The following is an 18093-nucleotide window of genomic DNA, read 5'->3' as shown; positions in this document are numbered from 1 at the left end:
ATGGTGAAATACGACTTTGTGCTCTTTGCGGCGCAGAGCGAGGATTTTATCGCAAAGCTGCGTGAGATCGGCCTGGTGGATATCACCACCACGGGCTGGGAGCCTTCGGAACAGGACCGCCAGCTGATGCTCGACGTCGAGGGTCACGCCCGCGCCGCGGAGTTCCTCAAAGGGTTCCGCGCCGAGGAGGGGCGCTTCGACGCTTCGGCCGCCCCGTTCGCTTCGGGCGAGGAGGCGTATACCCACTATGCGGAGGCCCAGCGGCAGGCTGCGGCGCTCAATAGCGAGATCGGACGACTGGAGAAGCTCGCCGACGAGCTGCGCCCCTGGGGCGCGTTCGATCCCGAGCGAGCGGCTTCGCTGGCCCGGCAGGGCATCGTGCTGCGCTACTTCTCCGCACCGCGGGCCAACTACGACAAGCTCGCCCCCGAATGGAGCGAGCGCTACACCCTCTCTGAGGTTGCCCGCACCGACGCTACGGTGTGGTTCGTGGCGGTGACTGCGCCCGGTGAGGAGGTGACCATCGACGCGCAGGAGATGAAGACCCCGACGATGGACGTCCGCGAGGCGGAACGGCAGTTGGCCGAAGCGCGGAAGAGACTGCGGGCGCTCGATGCCGAGTTCTCGCGCGTGGCCGCCTCCGAAAAACTGCTCGCCGCCCATGCGGCCGAGCTGAAGGAGCGCCTGCAGGGGGTGAAAGTCGAAGCCACGGCGCAGCAGGCCGCCGACGGTACGCTCGTGGTGATGGAGGGGTGGGCCGAGAAGGAGACCTCCTCCAAGGTGGATGCTCTGCTGGAAGCCTATCCCAACGTGGTCTGGCTCAAAGCCGACCCCACGCCCGAGGACGACACGCCCGTCAAGCTGCGCAACGGCTGGTTCGCGCGCAACTTCCAGCTGGTGGGCGACATGTATGCCCGCCCGCGTTACGGGACGCTCGACCTGACGCCCTATTTCGCGCCGTTCTACATGCTTTTCTTCGGCATCTGCCTCAACGATGCCGGGTATGGACTGGTGCTGCTGCTGTTGGGGTTGTGGATGCTGGCCAAAAATCGGAAGCCGGGGCTGATGCGCAGCGCGGCGTGGTTCGCCACGTTGTGCGCCCTCTCGACGATCGCGTTCGGCCTGTTCAGCGGTTCGTTCTTCGGCATCGACCTGCGGACGTGGTTCCCCCACGTTCCGTTCTTCGATTTCCAGAACCGCTTCTTCTCCTTTGCGCTGGCGATCGGCGTGGTGCAGATTCTCTTCGGCATGGTGCTCAACATCGTGGTGCGCACGCGCAGCTTCGGCTTCCGCTATGCGTTGGCGCCGCTGGGGTGGTTCCTGATCCTGCTGGCCGGTTCGCTGGCTGCGGGCCTGCCGATGCTCAACTCCGCGTGGGCAATTCCGGGCTTCACCGCCTCGTCGCCCGTCTTCTATACGGCGATCGGGATCGGTGCGGTGCTGATGCTCTTCTTCAATACGCCGGGCAAAAATCCGTTCGTCAACTTCGGCGCGGGCCTCTGGAACCTCTACAACAACATCACGGGACTGCTGAGCGACGTGCTGTCGTACATCCGTCTGTTCGCCATCGGGCTCTCGGGCGGCGTGCTGGCGCTGGTCTTCAACTCGCTGGCCGACGGTTTCGTGCCCGAGGGGGCGAATATCGCGGTACGCATCCTCATCATGCTGCCGATTCTCATTATCGGCCACGGCATCAACCTCTTCATGTCGACCATCTCGTCGTTCGTGCACCCGATGCGTCTCACGTTCGTCGAATTCTACAAGAATGCCGGCTTCGAAATGGCGTCGCGCACGTTCGACCCCATCCGCAAAATGGATCAAACAAACGAATAACAACAATAAATCACAATTCAGACTATGGAAACAACAGCTTTGGTAATGGCCTATATCGGTGTAGCGCTGATGGTAGGTTTGGCCGGTATCGCATCGGCCGTGGGTACTTCGATCACCGGACAGGCCGCTGTCGGCGCGATGAAGAAGAACGGCGGCGCATTCGGCAGTTACATGATCCTCTCGGCACTGCCCGGTTCGCAGGGTCTCTACGGATTCGTCTGCTTCTTCATGGTGCAGGGCTTCCTCTCCTCGCCCTCGATGGTGCAGGCGGCTGCCGTGCTGGGCGCAGGCATTCTGGTCGGTATCGTCAACCTGGCGGCCGCCATCTACCAGGCCAAGGTGTGCGCCAACGGTATCGCAGCCATCGGCAACGGCCACGACGTGATGGGTAAGACGCTGATCCTGGCGGCTTTCCCCGAGTTGTACGCCATCCTTACCGTCGCCGCTACGTTCCTGATCGCCAATATCGTGCGTTAGCCTGTGACGCGGATGCGGCGGAGCCGAACGTTCGGCCTGCCCTTCCCGGAAGAAAGCGCCCCAGCCTTTATGGCTGGGGCGCTTCTCGGTTTTGCTTTCAGACGTTCGGCCCGTTTGTTCCGGGGGCCGTCGTCGGAAAGACATTTTTATGTAGATGGAAAACACGTCGGATGCAGCCTGCGGTGCACGGGTCAAGCGGTCTCTTTTAATCGGGATAGGCGTTTATTCTCGGACGCAGCCTCGGAGGGACGCGCTGAGCGGGCCTCCTCTGCCGGAGGCTGCGGCCCGCCGACCTGACGGTCGAAAATAGTTGCAGCCTGTTGAATAGAATGGCGTACTCGATATGCAAGATGACCTTAAGCACGCTTTTCCGCCGCAGGCGGATATAAGTCCCCTCCGAGGAGGGGATTTAGGGGAGGGCAGATTTATAAACGCGGCCAGCGGCCGCGAGGATTCAAGGGCCGGGAACGGACTTGCGCCCCTCCCCACGTCACTCGTTGCGCTTATCGCTCTGATCGGTACCGCCTTACCTTCCGCTCCGCCGTGCCGACCGCCGGACGGAGGGTCCCTTGCGCGCGGAATCGGCGCCGCCCGAAGCGCGACCCGAAGCGCCGCCAGCGCCTCCCCGGCCGCGCCGCGCGGCATCGGGCAGCAGCAGTTCGAAGTCGAGCTGCCGTTTTTGCAGGTCGGCGCGTTTCACGCGGATGCGCACGGACGAGCCGAGCGTCAGGCGGATGCCCGTCGAGCGGCCGATAATCTCGTAGTTCTGCTCGTCGAACTGGAAGAAATCCCCCTCCACGTCGCGCAGGAACGACATGCCTTCGATATGCGTCTCGTCCAGCTCGACATAGACGCCCCACTCGGTCAGCCCCGAGATGTGGCCGTCGAACTCCTCGCCCAGGTGCTCTTTCATAAATTCGACCATCTTGTACTTGATCGAGGCCCGTTCGGCTTCGGCAGCGACGATCTCGCGCTCCGAGGCCCGGACGCAAAGCGCCTCCAGCGCCTCCTTGTCGGCCGATTTGCCACCTTCGAGGTAGCGGGCCAGCAACCGGTGGACCATCATGTCGGGGTAGCGGCGGATGGGCGAGGTGAAGTGCGTATAGTAGGGGAAAGCCAGTCCGTAGTGGCCGATGTTGTCGGTCGAGTAGTAGGCTTTGGCCATCGACCGCACGGCCATCGTCGAGACGGCGTTCTCCTCGGTCGTGCCTTTGATCTGAGCGAAGAGCTTGTTCATCTCCTTGGCCACGGCGCGCCCCTTGGTGGCCTTGAAGATGTGACCGAAGCGGAGGATGAACTGCCGGAAGCGGTCGAGCTTCTCTTCGCTCGGGGTGTCGTGCACGCGGTAGACCATCGTGCGGTCGACCATGCGCCCCTTGTCGCTCTTGCGTCTGCCGCAGAACTCCGCCACGCGGCGGTTGGCCAGCAGCATGAACTCCTCGATCATCTGGTTCGACTCCTTCTGCTCCTTGAAGTAGACGCCCACGGGCCGTCCTGCTTCGTCCAGCCGGAACTTCATCTCCTCACGGTCGAACGAGATCGCCCCGTTGCGGAAGCGCTCGCGGCGCAGCGCCTGCGCCAGGCGGTTGAGGGTCAGCACCTCCTCGGCGTAATCGCCGCGTCCGGTCTCGATGATCTCCTGCGCCTCGGCGTAGGTGAAACGGCGGTTGGAGTGGATCACCGTGCGGCCGAACCACTCCTCCAGAATTTCGAGATTCTCGTTGAGCGTGAAGACCGCCGAAAAGCAGAGGCTCGTTTCGTTGGGGCGCAGCGAGCACAATTCGTTCGAGAGACGTTCGGGCAGCATCGGCACGGTGCGGTCCACCAGGTAGACCGACGTGCCGCGTTCGACGGCCTCGTCGTCGATCGTCGAGTGGGGATGCACGTAGTGTGTCACGTCGGCGATATGCACGCCCACCTCCCATACGCCGTCCTTGATCCTGCGCACCGAGAGCGCGTCGTCGAAGTCCTTCGCGTCGGCGGGGTCCACGGTGAAGGTCACCGTGTCGCGGAAGTCGCGGCGCGAGGCGATCTCGCGGGCCGTGACGCGGCCGTCGATCGCCTCGGCGGCCTCCTCGACGGCGGCTTCGAAGCGGTAGGGCAGTTCATATTCGGCCAGGATGGCGTGCATCTCCGTGTCGTTGTTGCCCGCGATGCCGAGCACCTCGATGAGTTCACCTACGGGGCTTTTGCTCCCCTCGGCCCAGTCGACGATGCGGACCACGACCTTCTCGCCGTCCTTCACCTCGGGGTATTGGCGCTTGGAGAGGTAGATGTCCATCGGCATCTTGCGCGAGTCGGCCCGCACGAAGATCTGGTGCAGCCCCACCTCCGCCACGCCGACGTAGGGCTTGCGGCTCCGCTCGACGATGCGGGTGATCTCGCCTTCGAGCTGTCCGCTGCGGCCGCGGTGGGTCACCACCACCTCCACCCGGTCGCCGTTCAGGGCGTTGGATGCGTTGCGCGCATTGACCAGTACGTCGGTTTCAAGCCCTTCGACCTTCACGTAGACCGTCCCCGAGGGGGACATGTCGGCCACACCCTCGTGGTGGGGCAGGTGCTTGGGCGTCAGCCGGTATTTCTCGCGGGCGCACTCCTCGATGACCCCCTCCTCGAAAAGGCGGTCGACGATGGCGAGCGTTTCGCGGCGCCCCTCCTTCGTAGCTCCGCCCGAGGCGGAGGCCAGGTGCTTGAGCGAGAATTTGTTGTTGGGGAATTCGCGGAACAGGCTGAGGATCAATCCCGCCCGGTCCGATTGGTTGGTTCCTTTGGGGGAACGTGTTTTCTGTTGTTTCTTCATTTTTCCAAAATTTGCAGGGCAAGGCGCTTCATGAAGCCGATGCCCACGTCGATGGCCCCTTCGTCGGGGGAGAATGTCGTGGTATGGGGCCGTCCGGCGGCGGAGCCTACGCCCAGCCGGTAGAACAGAGACGGATATTGTTTGCAGTAGAAGCCGAAGTCTTCGGCCGTGGTGCGCAGCGGCAGCATCTCGACCTGAAGTCCCGCTTCGGCGGCCAGCGCCGCGGCCTGCTTGACCAGAATCTCGTCGTTCACCACGCACGGGTAGCCGCGGCCGATGTCGATGGAGGTCTCCACGCCCAGACGCGCGTCGACGTCGGCGGCGATGTTGCGGATGCGCTGGTGGATGATCTCGCGCTGGCGCTCGTCGAAAGTGCGCAGCGTCCCCTCCATCGCGGCTTCGTCGGGAACGATGTTGGTCGCTCCTGCGGCCTCGAGCTTTCCGATCGAGAGCACGCACTCCTCGCCGTTGAGTCCGACCAGCCGCGTGACGATCTCCGCGGCCGCCGCCACGGGATCGCGCAGCTGGCTGCGCATGGCCCCGTGTCCGCCCGTACCGCGGACCTTGAGGCGCAGTTCGTCGCTGGCAGCCATGTACTTGCCCGCGCGGAAACCCACCGTGCCCACCTCCAGCTGCGGTTCGACGTGTTCGCCGATGACGGCGCGGACGGCGTATCCGTCGAACGGACGCTCGGCCAGTACGAGCGACGCCCCGCCGGGGTTGCACTCCTCGCCCGGCTGGAACAGCCCGAAGAGCGTACCGCCGAAGTCGGGTGCGGCGGCCGCCTGCTGCAAGACGCCGAAAAGCACGGCGGCATGCACGTCGTGGCCGCAGGCGTGCATCACGCCCTCGCGGTGCGACTGCCACTCCAGACCGGTTTGCTCGCAGACGGGCAGCGCGTCGATGTCGGCGCGCAGCACCACGGCCGGACGCTCCTTCGCGGCGCATTTGCCGCGTCCCTCGATGCGGGCCAGAATGCCCGTCCGGGCGACGGTGCGGTGCTCGATGCCCAGGGCGGCGAGTTGTTCGGCGATAAAGGCCGCCGTGGCGTGCTCCTCGAACGAGAGTTCGGGGTTGGCATGCAGGTGGCGGCGGAATTCAATCGGGTTCATAGCGAAATCAGAATACGGCTTTTGCGATTTTGCGGATGTTGTCCGTGCGGCCCATCGTGTAGAAATGAACCGCCGGGACGCCCGCCTCTTTCAGTTCGCGGGCCTGTGCCGCGGCCCACGCGATACCCACCTCCCGCACGGCGTCGGGGTGCGCCTGCGCTTCGCGGACCAACTCCTCGGGCAGGCTGACGCTGAACGTGCGGGGCAGAATCTCCAGGTGACGCAGCGTAGAGAGGGGTTTGATCCCGGGGATGATCGGAACCGTGATCCCCGCCTCGCGGCAGCGGCGCACGAAATCGAAGTAGCGGCGGTTGTCGAAGAACATCTGCGTGACGACGTATTCGGCCCCCGCGTCGATCTTCTCGCGCAGGTGCGCAATGTCGGAGGTGATGTCGCGTGCCTCGAAATGCGCCTCGGGGTAGCCCGCCACGCCGATCGAGAAGCGGGAGTGGTGGCACACCTCGACCTCTCCGTCGACGAACTCGCCGCGGTTCATGGCCGCGATCTGCCGCACGAGATCCACGGCGTGGGCATGTCCCTGCGGATGGGGCGTGAAGCTGCGCTCGCTCTTCGACTTGTCGCCGCGCAGCGCCAGCACGTTGTGCAGCCCCAGAAAGTCCATGTCGATCAGCGCGTCCTCGATGTCGTATTTCGACAGCCCCCCGCAGATCAGGTGCGGCACGACCTCGACGCCGTAGCGCTTGCGGATGGCCGCCGAGATGCCCACCGTGCCGGGGCGGCGGCGCACGACGTGCTCCTCCACGCTGCCGTCGGCGAGCCGCGTCTGCTTGACGCCCTCGCGGTGGAAGGTGACGTTGACGTAGGCCGGGTCGAAATCGGTCAGCGGGTCGATGGCGGCGAAGACGCCGCCCGTGCCGTCGCCCTTGAGGGGCGGCAGCAGTTCGAAGGCGAACCGGGTGCGTCGGGAGGCGATGGCTTCGCGGAGTATGTCTACGACGTTCATGCGAGGTTGTTCGGGATGATCTTTTTGAGCGCTTCGAGTGTCAGGCCGCGGCGCCGGGCGTACTCCTCGGCCTGTTCCGCGTCGACGGGTCCGACGGCGAAATAGTCCGCATCGGCGAGCAGCAGGCCGCAGAGCGCCTCGCCGGGGTCGACCATATAATTTTCGGTGAGCTTCATGCCCGTGGTGACCGGGACGGCCAGCAGGTCGAAGACCTCGCGTTTGAGCGAATGGTCGGGGGTGGCGGGGTAGCCGAACGCCATGCGGCGGCCCCGGTAGTCGCCGCGCAGCACGGCGGCCGGCGAGGGCGCTTCGCCCCGCTCGTAGCCCCACATCTGCCGCCGCACGAAGGTGTGCACGGCTTCGGCGAACGCTTCGGTGAGGCGGTCGGCGAGCAGTTTGGCCAGGATGGCCGAATAGTCGTCGCCCGCGGCGCGGAACTTTTCGCACAACTCTTTCAGCCCGATGCCGGCGGTCAGGGCGAAGCAGCCGATCCAGTCGCCTGCGGGGGCGAGGAAGTCGGCCAGCGAGCGGTTCTCCTCGCCCGGGGTCTGGTTGCGGAGCATGGCCAGCCGCCGTTCGCGTCCCTTGGGGTCGGTCACCACGATGTCGTCGCCCTCGGCGCGGGCCGGGAAGATGCCCACGACCCCCTGAAGCGTCAGCAGCCGCTCGTCGCGGATGCGGGCCAGCAGCGCCTGTGCGTCTGCGAAGAGCTTGCGCGCCTCGGGTCCCTTTTCGGGGTGGTCGAGCAGTTCGGGGTAGCGCCCTTTAAGCCCCCACGCCGGGAAGAAGAAGTTCCAGTCGATGAAATGTTCGGCATCGGCGATGTCGAAGTCGGGAAAGACCATGCGCCCCGCGTGGAGCGGTTCGACGGGTGTGTGGCGGGGCCGTTCGGCGGCCTTGCGGCGCGCCTCGGCGAGCGGGAGAAGGTCGCGCGTCTGCGTGCGCCGGCCATACTCCTCGCGCAGCGCCTGCTGCTCGGCGCGAATCTCGGCGGCATATTGTGCGCCTTCGGGTCCGAGCAGGCGGGCGATGATGCGGCTGTTGCGGCTGGCGTCCGCCGAGCGGACTACCGTGCCGGAGTAGAGCGGGGCCATCTTCACGGCCGTATGCAGGTCGGAGGTCGTCGCGCCGCCCACCACCACCGGGATGCACAGGCCGCGCCGCTCCAGTTCGGCGCAGACGCGCCCCATCTCGTCGAGCGACGGGGTGATCAGGCCGCTAAGGCAGATGCACTGCGCGCCCCACGCCTCGGCCTCGTCGACGATCCGCTCGGCGGCGACCATCACCCCCAAGTCGCGGATTTCGAAGCCGTTGCAGGCCATCACCACCGAGACGATGTTCTTGCCGATGTCGTGCACGTCCCCCTTGACCGTGGCGATCAGCACCTTGCCGGCGTTTCCGGTCCGCTCCGCACCCTGCTCGATATAGGGGGAGAGCGCCGCCACGGCGCGCTTCATCACGCGGGCGGTCTTGACGACCTGCGGCAGGAACATCTTTCCCTCGCCGAAGAGCGCGCCGACACGCTCCATCGCGGGCATCAGGCAGGTGTCGATCACCGCCAGCGGATTGCCCAGTTCGCGGTAAGCCTCCAGCGTATCCTCCGCCACGAAGTCCGTCACGCCGCGCAGCATGGCGTGGTCGATGCGTTCGCGGAGCGTCCCCGAGCGCCAGGTGTCGGCCGCGGCGGGCTGGGCGGCGATGTCGGTGCGGTTGTGCTGTGCATACTCCGCGAGCCGTTCGGCGGCGTCGGCCCGACGGCAGAGGATCACGTCCTCGACGCGTTCGAGCAGCGCGGGGTCGATGTCGTCGTAGACCCGCAGCAGCTGCGGATTGACGATGCCCATATCCATCCCTGCGCGGATGGCGTGGTAGAGGAACGCCGCGTGCATCGCCTCGCGCACGGCGTTGTTGCCGCGGAAGGCGAACGAGAGGTTTGAGATGCCGCCCGAGACCTTTGCGTGGGGCAGGTGTTCCTTGATCCAGCGCACGGCGTCGATGAACGCCTTGGCGTAGCCGTCGTGCTCGGGAATGCCCGTGGCGACGGCCAGCACGTTGGGGTCGAAAACGATGTCTTCGGCGGGGAATCCGTCCTCGGTCAAAAGTTTATAGGCCCTCCCGGCCACCTCGATCTTGCGCTCGAAGGTGTCGGCCTGCCCCCGCTCGTCGAAGAGCATCACCACCGCGGCCGCGCCGTAGCGGCGGATTTCGCGGGCGCGGCGCAGGAACTCCTTTTCGCCCTCCTTGAGCGAGATGGAGTTGACCACGGCTTTGCCCTGCGTCACCTCCAGCCCCGCCACCAGCGTCTGCCAGTCCGACGAGTCGATCATCGTCGGCACGCGGGCGATTTCCGGCTCGGAGGCCATCAGGTTGAGGAACGTGCGCATGGCCTCGGGGCCGTCGATCAGCCCGTCGTCCATGCAGACATCGACCACCTGCGCCCCCGCCTCGACCTGCGCCCGGGCCACCGAGAGCGCCTCTTCGTAGCTGCCCTCGCGGATCAGCCGCGCGAAGCGGGCCGACCCGGCGACGTTGGTGCGCTCGCCGATGTTGATGAAGTTCGCCTCGGGGACGATTCTGAGCGGTTCCAGCCCGCTCAGCACGGTCTCGTGCCGCGGTGCGGGGACTGTCCGCGGGGCGTAGCCGCCCACGATCTTCTGCAATTCGTAGATATGGGCCGGGGTCGTGCCGCAGCACCCCCCGACGATGTTGACCAGGCCGCGCCGGAGGTATTCGCTCACGTCGCGGGCGAACATCGCGGGCGTCTCGTCGTAGCCGCCCGCGAGGTTGGGAAGCCCCGCATTGGGGTGCGCCGAGATGCGCGTCGCGGCCACGGCGGCCAGCCGCTCGAGGTAGGGGAGCAGCTGCCGCGCCCCGAAGGCGCAGTTGAAGCCGACCGAGAGCAGCCGCGCGTGCGACACGGAAGCCCAGAACGCCTCGACGGTCTGCCCTGAGAGGGTGCGGCCGCTCTTGTCGGCCAGCGTGCCGGAGAGCATCACCGGAATCGCGCGCTCCGTCTCTTCCGCGAGGCGGTCGACGGCGTAGAGCGCCGCCTTGGCATTGAGCGTGTCGAAGACCGTTTCGATCAGCAGAATGTCCGCGCCGCCGTCCAGAAGACCGCGCGCCTGATCGGTGTAGGCCGCGACCAGCTGGCGGAACGTAACCTCGCGCGATGCGGGGTTCGCCACGTCGGCCGAGAGGGAGGAGGTGCGGTTGGTCGGACCCATCGACCCTGCGACGAAGCGGGGCCGGGCGGGGTTGCTGAGCGTGAAGCGGTCCGCCGCAGCGCGGGCGACGGCGGCTGAGGCGCGGGCCATCTCGTAAGCATACTCTTCCAGCCCGTAGTCGGCCAGCGAGACGGCATTGGCGTTGAACGAATCGGTGGTGACGATGTCCGCGCCGGCGGCGAGGTATTTCTCGTGAATTTCGGTCAGGACGGTGGGCTGCGTGAGGCTCAGCAGGTCGTTGCAGCCCTTGAGCTGCACGTGCCAGGCGGCGAAACGTTCGCCGCGGTAGTCCTCCTCCCGGAGGCCGTATTGCTGGATCATCGTCCCCAGGCCGCCGTCGAGCAGCAGGATGCGCCGCTCGAGTGCGTCGTATAGCTTTTCGGTCATTGGCGGATAATTTCGATTTCGAAGAGTTTCGGCCAGTTCTTGCCCGTGACGAAGATACGCCCCGTCGCGGCGTCGTAGGCGATGCCGTTCAGCACGTCGGTCGCGGGCGTCATATCCTCCTCGGGCAGCAGTCCCGTAAGGTCCACCACCCCCTCGACCAAGCCCGTCGCGGGGTCGATGATCGCAATCTGGTCGGTGGTGTAGACGTTGGCCCAGATGCGGCCGTCGATCCACTCCAGTTCGTTGAGATACTGCACGGGTTCGCCCCGGTAGGTCACCGTCACGTGCCCTTCGCGGCGGAAGGTGGCGGGGTCGATCGTGTGGATGGCGGCCGAGCCGTCCGAAAGGTAGAGTTTGCGCCCGTCGGTGGTCAGGCCCCACCCCTCGCCCGCGTAGCGGAACTCGCGCAGCTTGCGTCCCGATGCGGCGTCGTAGACGTAGGCTTTGTTCGACTGCCAGGTGAGCTGGTAGATTTTGCCGTCTAAAAGGGTGATTCCTTCGCCGAATTCGGTGCGGGGCAGGCGCGCCACGATCGAGGCTTTGCCCGTCGCAAGGTCGATGCGCTGTAGGACCGATTCGCCGTGCTGGCCCGTGCCCTCCCACATCGTGCCGTCGACGAATTGCAGCCCCTGCGTGTAGCTGGTGGTCAGGTGGGGGTGGACCGCCCGCACGGCGTATGTGTAGCGTACGGGTTCGGCGGGAACGGCCGCGGCCGCGGGGCGTTTGCCGCGGGCGGCTCCCTGTCCGCAGGCGGCCAGCAGAAGTCCCGAAAGCAGGAGGGTCAAAACGTTCTTCATCATCCGATAACGGCAAAATAGCTTACAAAGGTACGAAAAGGGATTCACATATCATAATTTGATCATATTATATGGGAACTATTTGCGGCTGACGGAATAATTTCGTACCTTTGCCACCCGATTCGAAAACGGAAAACGACAAAGAACAAATAGAATCCATTCATTATGAAGATCGTAAGAGAACAACGCGAAGAGAACGCTTCGCTGGTGCGGGTCACCGTCGAAGAGGCCGACTACCGCGAAGCCGTCGACAAGGAGCTGCGCGAATACCGGCGCAAGGCCAACATTCCGGGTTTCCGTCCCGGCATGGTTCCCATGGGGCTGGTCCGCAAGATGTACGGCAAGGGTGTGCTGGCTGAGCAGTCGTACCGCACGGCGTCCAACGCCGTATTCGAATACCTCCAGAAGGAGAACATCGACTACCTGGGCGACATCATCCCCTCGGAGGAGCAGGGCGACTTCGACTTCGAGAACGGCACGCAGTTCGAGTTCGTGTTCGAGGTGGGCGAGGCTCCGGCCATCGCGCTCGAGCTGTCGGACAAGGACAAGCTGACCTACCACCGCATTGCGATCGACAAGAAGATGCACGACGACTACCGGGCCAACTTCCTGCGCGGCTACGGCCGGCTGGTCGACGCCGAGGAGGTGACCTCGGACGAGGCGCTCACCGTGACGCTGGACAACGGCGAGATGAACGTGGCCGACGCCTACGTGGGGCTGATCTCGATGAGCGATGAGGAGCGCAAGCCCTTCATCGGGCAGAAGGTGGGCTTCAAGACGCAGGTCAACGTCAATGAACTCTACAAGACCCCGTCGCAGCGCGCTGCCGTACTTCAGGTCAAGGAGAGCGAGCTGGAGGGTATCAACCCCGAATTCACGCTCGAGATCACCAAGATCCGCAAGTTCGCCGAGCCGGAGCTGAACGAGGAGTTCTTCAAGATGGCTTTCCCGATGGGCAACGTCACTTCGGAGGCCGAGTTCGAAAAGTTCATCGACGAGCGCATCGCGCAGGAGCTTTCGCGCGAGAGCGACTACCTCTTCACGCTTCAGGTGCGCGACTACCTGATCGAAAAGGCCGGGCTGAAGATGCCCGAAGCGTTCCTCAAACGCTGGCTCTACACGATCAACGAGGGCAAGTTCACCATGGAGCAGATCGAGAAGGACTTCGACCAGTTCCTCAAGATGTTCACCTGGAACTACCTCCAGAAGCACTTCATCAAGGCCGATAACCTGACCGTTTCCAAGGAAGAGGCCACCGCCGAGGCCAAGGCGCTCGCCGCCGCCCAGTTCGCCCAGTACGGCATGCCGTCGGCTCCCGACAACATGCTCGAGGAGTATGCGGGACGCATCCTCGCGGACAAGGAGCAGGGACAGAAGGTCTACGAGAAGCTCTACGAGGTCAAGGTGGTCGAGGACGTCAAGTCCAAGATCACGGTGACGGAAAAGGCCGTATCTGCCGACGATTTCGCTAAAATGGCAAAGGAGCTTTAGGATTTGCCGAAAAAAGCGTAACTTTGGACTTTGCAGGCGTGATGTTTGCAAAGTCCTTTTTGTGAGTGGCAAATAAGACCCGCCCGGCTGCGCACCGCCTCCGCGTTTGGGGATGCGGGGCGCGGTCACGACTCGGCCGCCGAAGCGGCGGGAGGGGTGCGGGAAGCGCAAAGAAAAAGATAATCATATTATGTCAGAATTTGAAAAATACGCGCGGAAGCACTGCGGCATCAGTTCGCTCAAACTGCACGACTTCCAGTCGATCAGCGCGTCCTATGTCTCGCCGACGATCATCGAGGAGCGCCAGTTGAACGTGGCCACGATGGACGTCTTCTCGCGTCTGATGATGGACCGCATCATCTTCCTCGGTGCGCCGATCTACGACGACGCGGCCAACATCATCCAGGCCCAGCTGTTGTTCCTCGAGTCGGTGGACCCCGAGAAGGACATTCAGATCTACATCAACTCGCCCGGCGGGTCGGTCTCGGCCGGATTGGGCATCTACGACACGATGCAGCTGGTCGGGTCCGACGTGGCGACCATCTGCACGGGGCTTGCCGCCTCGATGGGCGCGGTGCTGCTGACGGCGGGCGCTCCGGGCAAGCGTTCGGCGCTGCCCCACTCGCGGGTGATGATCCACCAGCCGCTGGGCGGCGCGCAGGGACAGGCCTCCGACATCGAGATCACGGCCCGCGAGATTCAGAAGACCAAACGCGAACTCTACGAAATCCTCTCCGCCCACTCGGGCGTCTCGGTCAAGAAGATCGAGCGCGACGCCGACCGCGACTACTGGCTTTCGGCTTCGGAGGCCAAGGACTACGGGCTGATCGACGAGGTATTGGCCAAACGGGAAAAATAGGACGCATGGCACAGAACAGAAACAACCGGAAGAACGGACCCGGCGACGAGCGCTGCTCGTTCTGCGGGGCCAAGCGCGACGATGTGGAGGTGATGTTCCAGGGGATGGAGGGAGCCAACATCTGCGACAAGTGCATCGAGAACGGCTACAAGATGATCATCGACAACGACCTGGTCCCCGGCCGCCGCGCGGGCGGACCGGCCGCGCCGCTGAAGATGGAGGAGCTGTTGAAGCCCGCGCAGATCAAGGAGTTCCTCGATCAGTACGTGATCGGTCAGGACGCCGCCAAACGCTATATGTCGGTGGCGGTCTACAACCACTATAAACGGCTCATGTACGCGCCCAAGGAGGACGAGGTGGAGATCGACAAGTCGAATATCGTGCTGGTGGGACCCACTGGCACGGGCAAAACGCTGATGGCGCGCACGATCGCCAAACTGCTGAAGGTCCCCTTCACCATCGTCGACGCCACGGTGCTCACCGAGGCGGGCTACGTGGGCGAGGACGTGGAGGGCATCCTTTCGCGCCTGCTGCAGGTCGCCGACTTCAACGTCGAGCAGGCCGAGCGGGGCATCGTCTTCATCGACGAGATCGACAAGATCGCCCGCAAGGGCGACAACCCCTCCATCACGCGCGACGTATCGGGCGAGGGGGTACAGCAGGCGCTGCTCAAGATTCTCGAGGGGACGGTGGTCAACGTGCCGCCCCAGGGGGGCCGCAAGCACCCCGAGCAGAAGTTCATCCAGGTCGACACGCGCAACATCCTTTTCATCTGCGGCGGCGCGTTCGACGGCATCGAGAAGAAGATCGCCCAGCGGCTCAACACCCGTGCGATGGGCTACGGCCGACTCAATGCCGACCCGGTGGACCGTTCGAACCTGATGCAGTACGTCACCCCGCAGGATTTGAAGTCGTTCGGGCTGATTCCCGAGCTGGTGGGGCGTCTGCCGGTGCTGACTTATATGCAGCCGCTCAGCCGCGAGGCGCTGCGCTCGATCCTCACCGAGCCGCGCAACGCCATCGTCAAGCAGTACGTGCGGCTGTTCGAGCTGGACGGCGTGAAGCTGGTCTTCGAGCAGGAGGTGCTGGACTACATCGTCGACAAGGCCGTCGAATTCAAGCTGGGGGCACGCGGCCTGCGGTCGATCTGCGAGGCGGTGATGATGGACACCATGTTCGAGATCCCCTCGACCGGCGCCCGGAAATTCGTCGTCACTTTACCTTATGCAAAGGAAAAGATCGAAAAAACAAATATTGTTCGCCTGAAAAAGGTTGGATAGTAGATAAAATAGTTATATTTGCAAAGAAAAAGATAATTTCCGGTTGGAAATTCGTCCGACCTTGCCGATTAGCGGCGCCTGCCACATGATGATTCGAAGTGGGGCGCAGCGATGCCGGCGGGCGTCGGGACCCTTTCGCCGGAGAACCTAACCATTCGAACCGATATGTCTACCAATTCCAAACTCACGCGCGTCGCCGACAACATCCGCATCCTGTCGGCCGCCATGGTCGAACGCGCCAAGTCGGGCCATCCCGGCGGCGCGATGGGCGGAGCCGATTTCATCACGGTGCTCTACACCGAGTTCCTGCGTTACGATCCCGACAACATGGCCGCTCCCTTCCGGGACCGCTTCTTCCTCGATCCGGGCCACATGTCGCCGATGCTCTATTCGGTGCTCTCGCTGGCCGGACACTACTCGACCGAGGACTTGCAGTCGCTGCGGCAGTGGGGCAGCGCGACCCCGGGACACCCCGAGGCCGATGTCGCGCGGGGGGTCGAGAATACCTCGGGTCCGCTGGGACAGGGACACGCCATGGCGCTGGGCGCCGCGATCGCCGAGCGCTTCCTCGCGGCCCGCTTCGGCGAGTGGACGGCGCACAAGACCTATGCCTACATCTCGGACGGTGCGGTCGAGGAGGAGATTTCGCAGGGTGTGGGCCGCATCGCGGGCCATCTGGGCCTTTCGAACCTTATCATGTACTACGATTCGAACAATATTCAGCTCTCGACCAAGGTCGACGAGGTGGACACGGAGAACGTGGCCATGAAGTACGAGGCGTGGGGCTGGAACGTGCTTTCGATCGACGGACACAACATCAACGAAATCCGCGAGGCGCTGGTGGCCGCGATCTCGGAGACCGAACGGCCGACGCTCATCATCGGACGCACGGTGATGGGGCGCGGAGCGCGCGGAGCCGCCGGGGAGAGCTTCGAGGACAAGGTCTCGACCCACGGACAGCCGCTCTCGGCCGCCGGAGCCGACTTCGCCGCTACGGTGCGCAACCTGGGCGGCGATCCGGAGCATCCGTTCGCCGTCTTCGACGAGAGCCGCGAGGCGTTCGCCCAGCGGAGCGAGGCGCTGCGCGCCTGGGCCGCCGAGCAGGCCGCCGTCGAGAAGTCGTGGCGGGGTGAGCATCCCGACCTGGCCCGCAAGCTGGACGGCTTCTTCGCGGGCACGCTGCCCGAGATCGACTGGAAGTCGATCGAGATGAAGGCCGACATGGCCACGCGCGCCGCTTCGGCGACGGTGCTGGGCGTGCTGGCCGGCCAGGTCGACAACCTGATCGTCGCCTCGGCCGACCTCTCCAACTCGGACAAGACCGACGGCTACCTCAAAAAGACAAAGGCATTTGCCAAGGGCGACTTCAGCGGCAAATTTTTCCAGGCGGGCGTCTCGGAGCTGACGATGGCCTGCGTGATGAACGGCATGGCGCTGCACGGCGGCGTGATCCCGGCCTGCGGCACGTTCTTCGTCTTTTCGGACTACATGAAGCCCGCCGTGCGTCTCTCGGCGCTGATGCGGCTGCACGTGATCTATATCTGGTCGCACGACTCGTTCCGCGTGGGCGAGGACGGCCCGACGCATCAGCCCGTGGAGCACGAGGCGCAAATCCGCCTGATGGAGCATCTGAAAAACCATCACGGCGAGCGCTCGATGGTCGTCCTGCGTCCGGCCGACGGCGAGGAGACGATCGCGGCGTGGAAACTCGCGCTGGAGGAGCACCGCCCCGTGGCGCTGGTCCTCTCGCGTCAGAATATCAAGAATCTGCCGACGCTCGGCCGCAGCCGCCGCGAGGAGGCCGCGCAGCTGGCCAAAGGCGGTTACGTCGTGATGGATGCGGCCAAACCCGCCGCGGTGCTGGTCGCTACCGGCTCGGAGGTGGCGACGTTAGTCGAAGGGGCCGAGCAACTTGCCGCCGAGGGGATCGCCGTGCGCGTGGTGAACGTCCCGAGCGAGGGCCTTTTCCGCGATCAGCCCCGATCCTATCAACAGGCGGTGTTGCCTGCCGGTGTGCCGCGCTACGGACTGACTTCGGGCCTGCCGGTCAACCTGCTGGGCCTTGTGGGCGAGCAGGGCGTGATCCACGGCCTCGACCACTTCGGCTACTCCGCGCCCTACAAGGTGCTCGACGAGCAGTTCGGTTATAATGGTGCTACTGTTGCTGCCGAGGTAAAGGAACTGCTTGGTAAGAAATAGGATGCTCCCGATACGGAAAAGCCCCGGCAATGCCGGGGCTTTCTTTTTGCAGACCTGCGCTTACTCCATATACAATACGGTCGAACCGTAATAGACGCCGTAGATATAGAGGTCGCCCGTCAGTTCGTAGGGGTGGAAGAAATAGACGTTGCGCACCTCGCGCGGCGCGGCTTCGCGGCCGTAGTCGATGTAGATCGTGCCGCCGTAGGCGTCCCAGAGAATGTTGAGGGTCCCGGCGGAACCGCCGTTGTTGTAGTAGTAGAGATCGTCGGTCCCGAATCCGTCGGAGCCGAAGTAGACGCCGCTTTCGAGGGGTATATTGTAGCGGTCGGTCATGCCCAGATCGCCGATCCACCTTCTTCCCACGATCCGGGAGTAGAGGGAACCGTTATTGTAACCGTTGTCGTTGTCGTCGCAGGCGCTCAGCCCTGCCAGCGCGGCCGCCAGAAAGAGGGCCAGCAAAAATTTTTTCATCATTCGGCGGATGTGTTAAATGTCTCTTACTGCAAAGATAGCAAATTTCCGGCCGCAGGCAACCGGACCTGCTGCCGTTCCGAACGGACGATTTTATTTGCGTTTTCGCAAATTTCGCCGTATCTTTGTCGCCCCGCCTGTCACGCGGGGAAATGTGGAAAGATTTGACTGATTGCAAACCACAATAAAAAATCGC

Annotated in this window: 12 protein-coding genes; 6 read left to right on the top strand and 6 right to left on the bottom strand. The window is 64.1% G+C overall.

Annotated features, from left to right (window positions below):
- Together ACMO9O_RS05390 and ACMO9O_RS05385 are read left to right on the top strand one after the other, a co-directional pair.
- The gene (locus tag ACMO9O_RS05390) at window positions 1-1833 is read left to right on the top strand and encodes a V-type ATP synthase subunit I (protein WP_418982678.1); all 1833 of its coding nucleotides are present in this window, start codon (window positions 1-3) and stop codon (window positions 1831-1833) included.
- Between the two features lie 45 nt (window positions 1834-1878).
- Window positions 1879-2310 carry an ATPase gene (locus tag ACMO9O_RS05385; RefSeq protein ID WP_418982771.1) on the top strand — a complete coding sequence of 144 codons (432 nt, stop codon included), beginning with the start codon at window positions 1879-1881 and terminating at the stop codon, window positions 2308-2310.
- A gap of 526 nt (window positions 2311-2836) precedes the next feature.
- On the opposite strand, the gene rnr is transcribed toward ACMO9O_RS05385, so the two are convergent.
- The 5 genes from rnr to ACMO9O_RS05360 are packed head-to-tail and all read right to left on the bottom strand — an operon-like array spanning window position 2837 to window position 11594.
- Complete coding sequence (gene rnr / locus ACMO9O_RS05380) at window positions 2837-5110, bottom strand: ribonuclease R (protein WP_418982676.1); 2274 nt, start codon at window positions 5108-5110, stop codon at window positions 2837-2839.
- Window positions 5107-6222 carry a M20 family metallopeptidase gene (locus tag ACMO9O_RS05375; RefSeq protein ID WP_418982675.1) on the bottom strand — a complete coding sequence of 372 codons (1116 nt, stop codon included), beginning with the start codon at window positions 6220-6222 and terminating at the stop codon, window positions 5107-5109. Before ACMO9O_RS05375 ends, rnr begins: the two co-directional genes overlap by 4 nt.
- A 7-nt stretch (window positions 6223-6229) precedes the next feature.
- Entirely contained in the window at window positions 6230-7186 is a 957-nt protein-coding gene (locus tag ACMO9O_RS05370; protein WP_418982674.1) for a methylenetetrahydrofolate reductase, read from the bottom strand.
- A complete protein-coding gene (gene metH / locus ACMO9O_RS05365) occupies window positions 7183-10797 on the bottom strand; it encodes a methionine synthase (protein WP_418982673.1) in 3615 nt (1204 codons plus the stop codon). The genes ACMO9O_RS05370 and metH overlap by 4 nt, the downstream gene beginning before the upstream one ends.
- On the bottom strand, window positions 10794-11594 hold the full coding sequence (locus ACMO9O_RS05360; RefSeq protein WP_418982770.1) for a glutaminyl-peptide cyclotransferase: 801 nt from the start codon (window positions 11592-11594) through the stop codon (window positions 10794-10796). Before ACMO9O_RS05360 ends, metH begins: the two co-directional genes overlap by 4 nt.
- A gap of 165 nt (window positions 11595-11759) precedes the next feature.
- Here ACMO9O_RS05360 and ACMO9O_RS05355 point away from each other — a divergent pair, with 165 nt between their 5' ends.
- The 4 genes from ACMO9O_RS05355 to ACMO9O_RS05340 all read left to right on the top strand — a co-directional run bounded on the left by ACMO9O_RS05355 (window position 11760) and on the right by ACMO9O_RS05340 (window position 17423).
- A complete protein-coding gene (locus tag ACMO9O_RS05355; RefSeq protein ID WP_418982671.1) occupies window positions 11760-13085 on the top strand; it encodes a trigger factor in 1326 nt (441 codons plus the stop codon).
- Window positions 13086-13275: 190 nt separating this feature from the next.
- A complete protein-coding gene (gene clpP / locus ACMO9O_RS05350; protein WP_418982669.1) occupies window positions 13276-13944 on the top strand; it encodes an ATP-dependent Clp endopeptidase proteolytic subunit ClpP in 669 nt (222 codons plus the stop codon).
- Between the two features lie 5 nt (window positions 13945-13949).
- Window positions 13950-15224 (top strand): ATP-dependent Clp protease ATP-binding subunit ClpX, encoded by a 1275-nt coding sequence (clpX, locus tag ACMO9O_RS05345; protein WP_418982668.1) that lies wholly within the window; start codon window positions 13950-13952, stop codon window positions 15222-15224.
- Between the two features lie 165 nt (window positions 15225-15389).
- The gene (locus tag ACMO9O_RS05340) at window positions 15390-17423 is read left to right on the top strand and encodes a transketolase family protein (protein ID WP_418982667.1); all 2034 of its coding nucleotides are present in this window, start codon (window positions 15390-15392) and stop codon (window positions 17421-17423) included.
- Between the two features lie 60 nt (window positions 17424-17483).
- Here the strand turns inward: ACMO9O_RS05340 and ACMO9O_RS05335 are convergent, their stop codons facing one another.
- Window positions 17484-17897, bottom strand: a complete 414-nt coding sequence (locus ACMO9O_RS05335; RefSeq protein ID WP_418982666.1) for a hypothetical protein — start codon at window positions 17895-17897, stop codon at window positions 17484-17486.
- Window positions 17898-18093: the final 196 nt, after the last annotated feature.

It is taken from the genome of Alistipes sp. (assembly GCF_048465635.1).
Lineage (GTDB): Bacteria > Bacteroidota > Bacteroidia > Bacteroidales > Rikenellaceae > Alistipes.
Note: the sequence above shows the minus strand (reverse complement) of the source record. Positions and strands in the feature narration are given on the sequence as shown.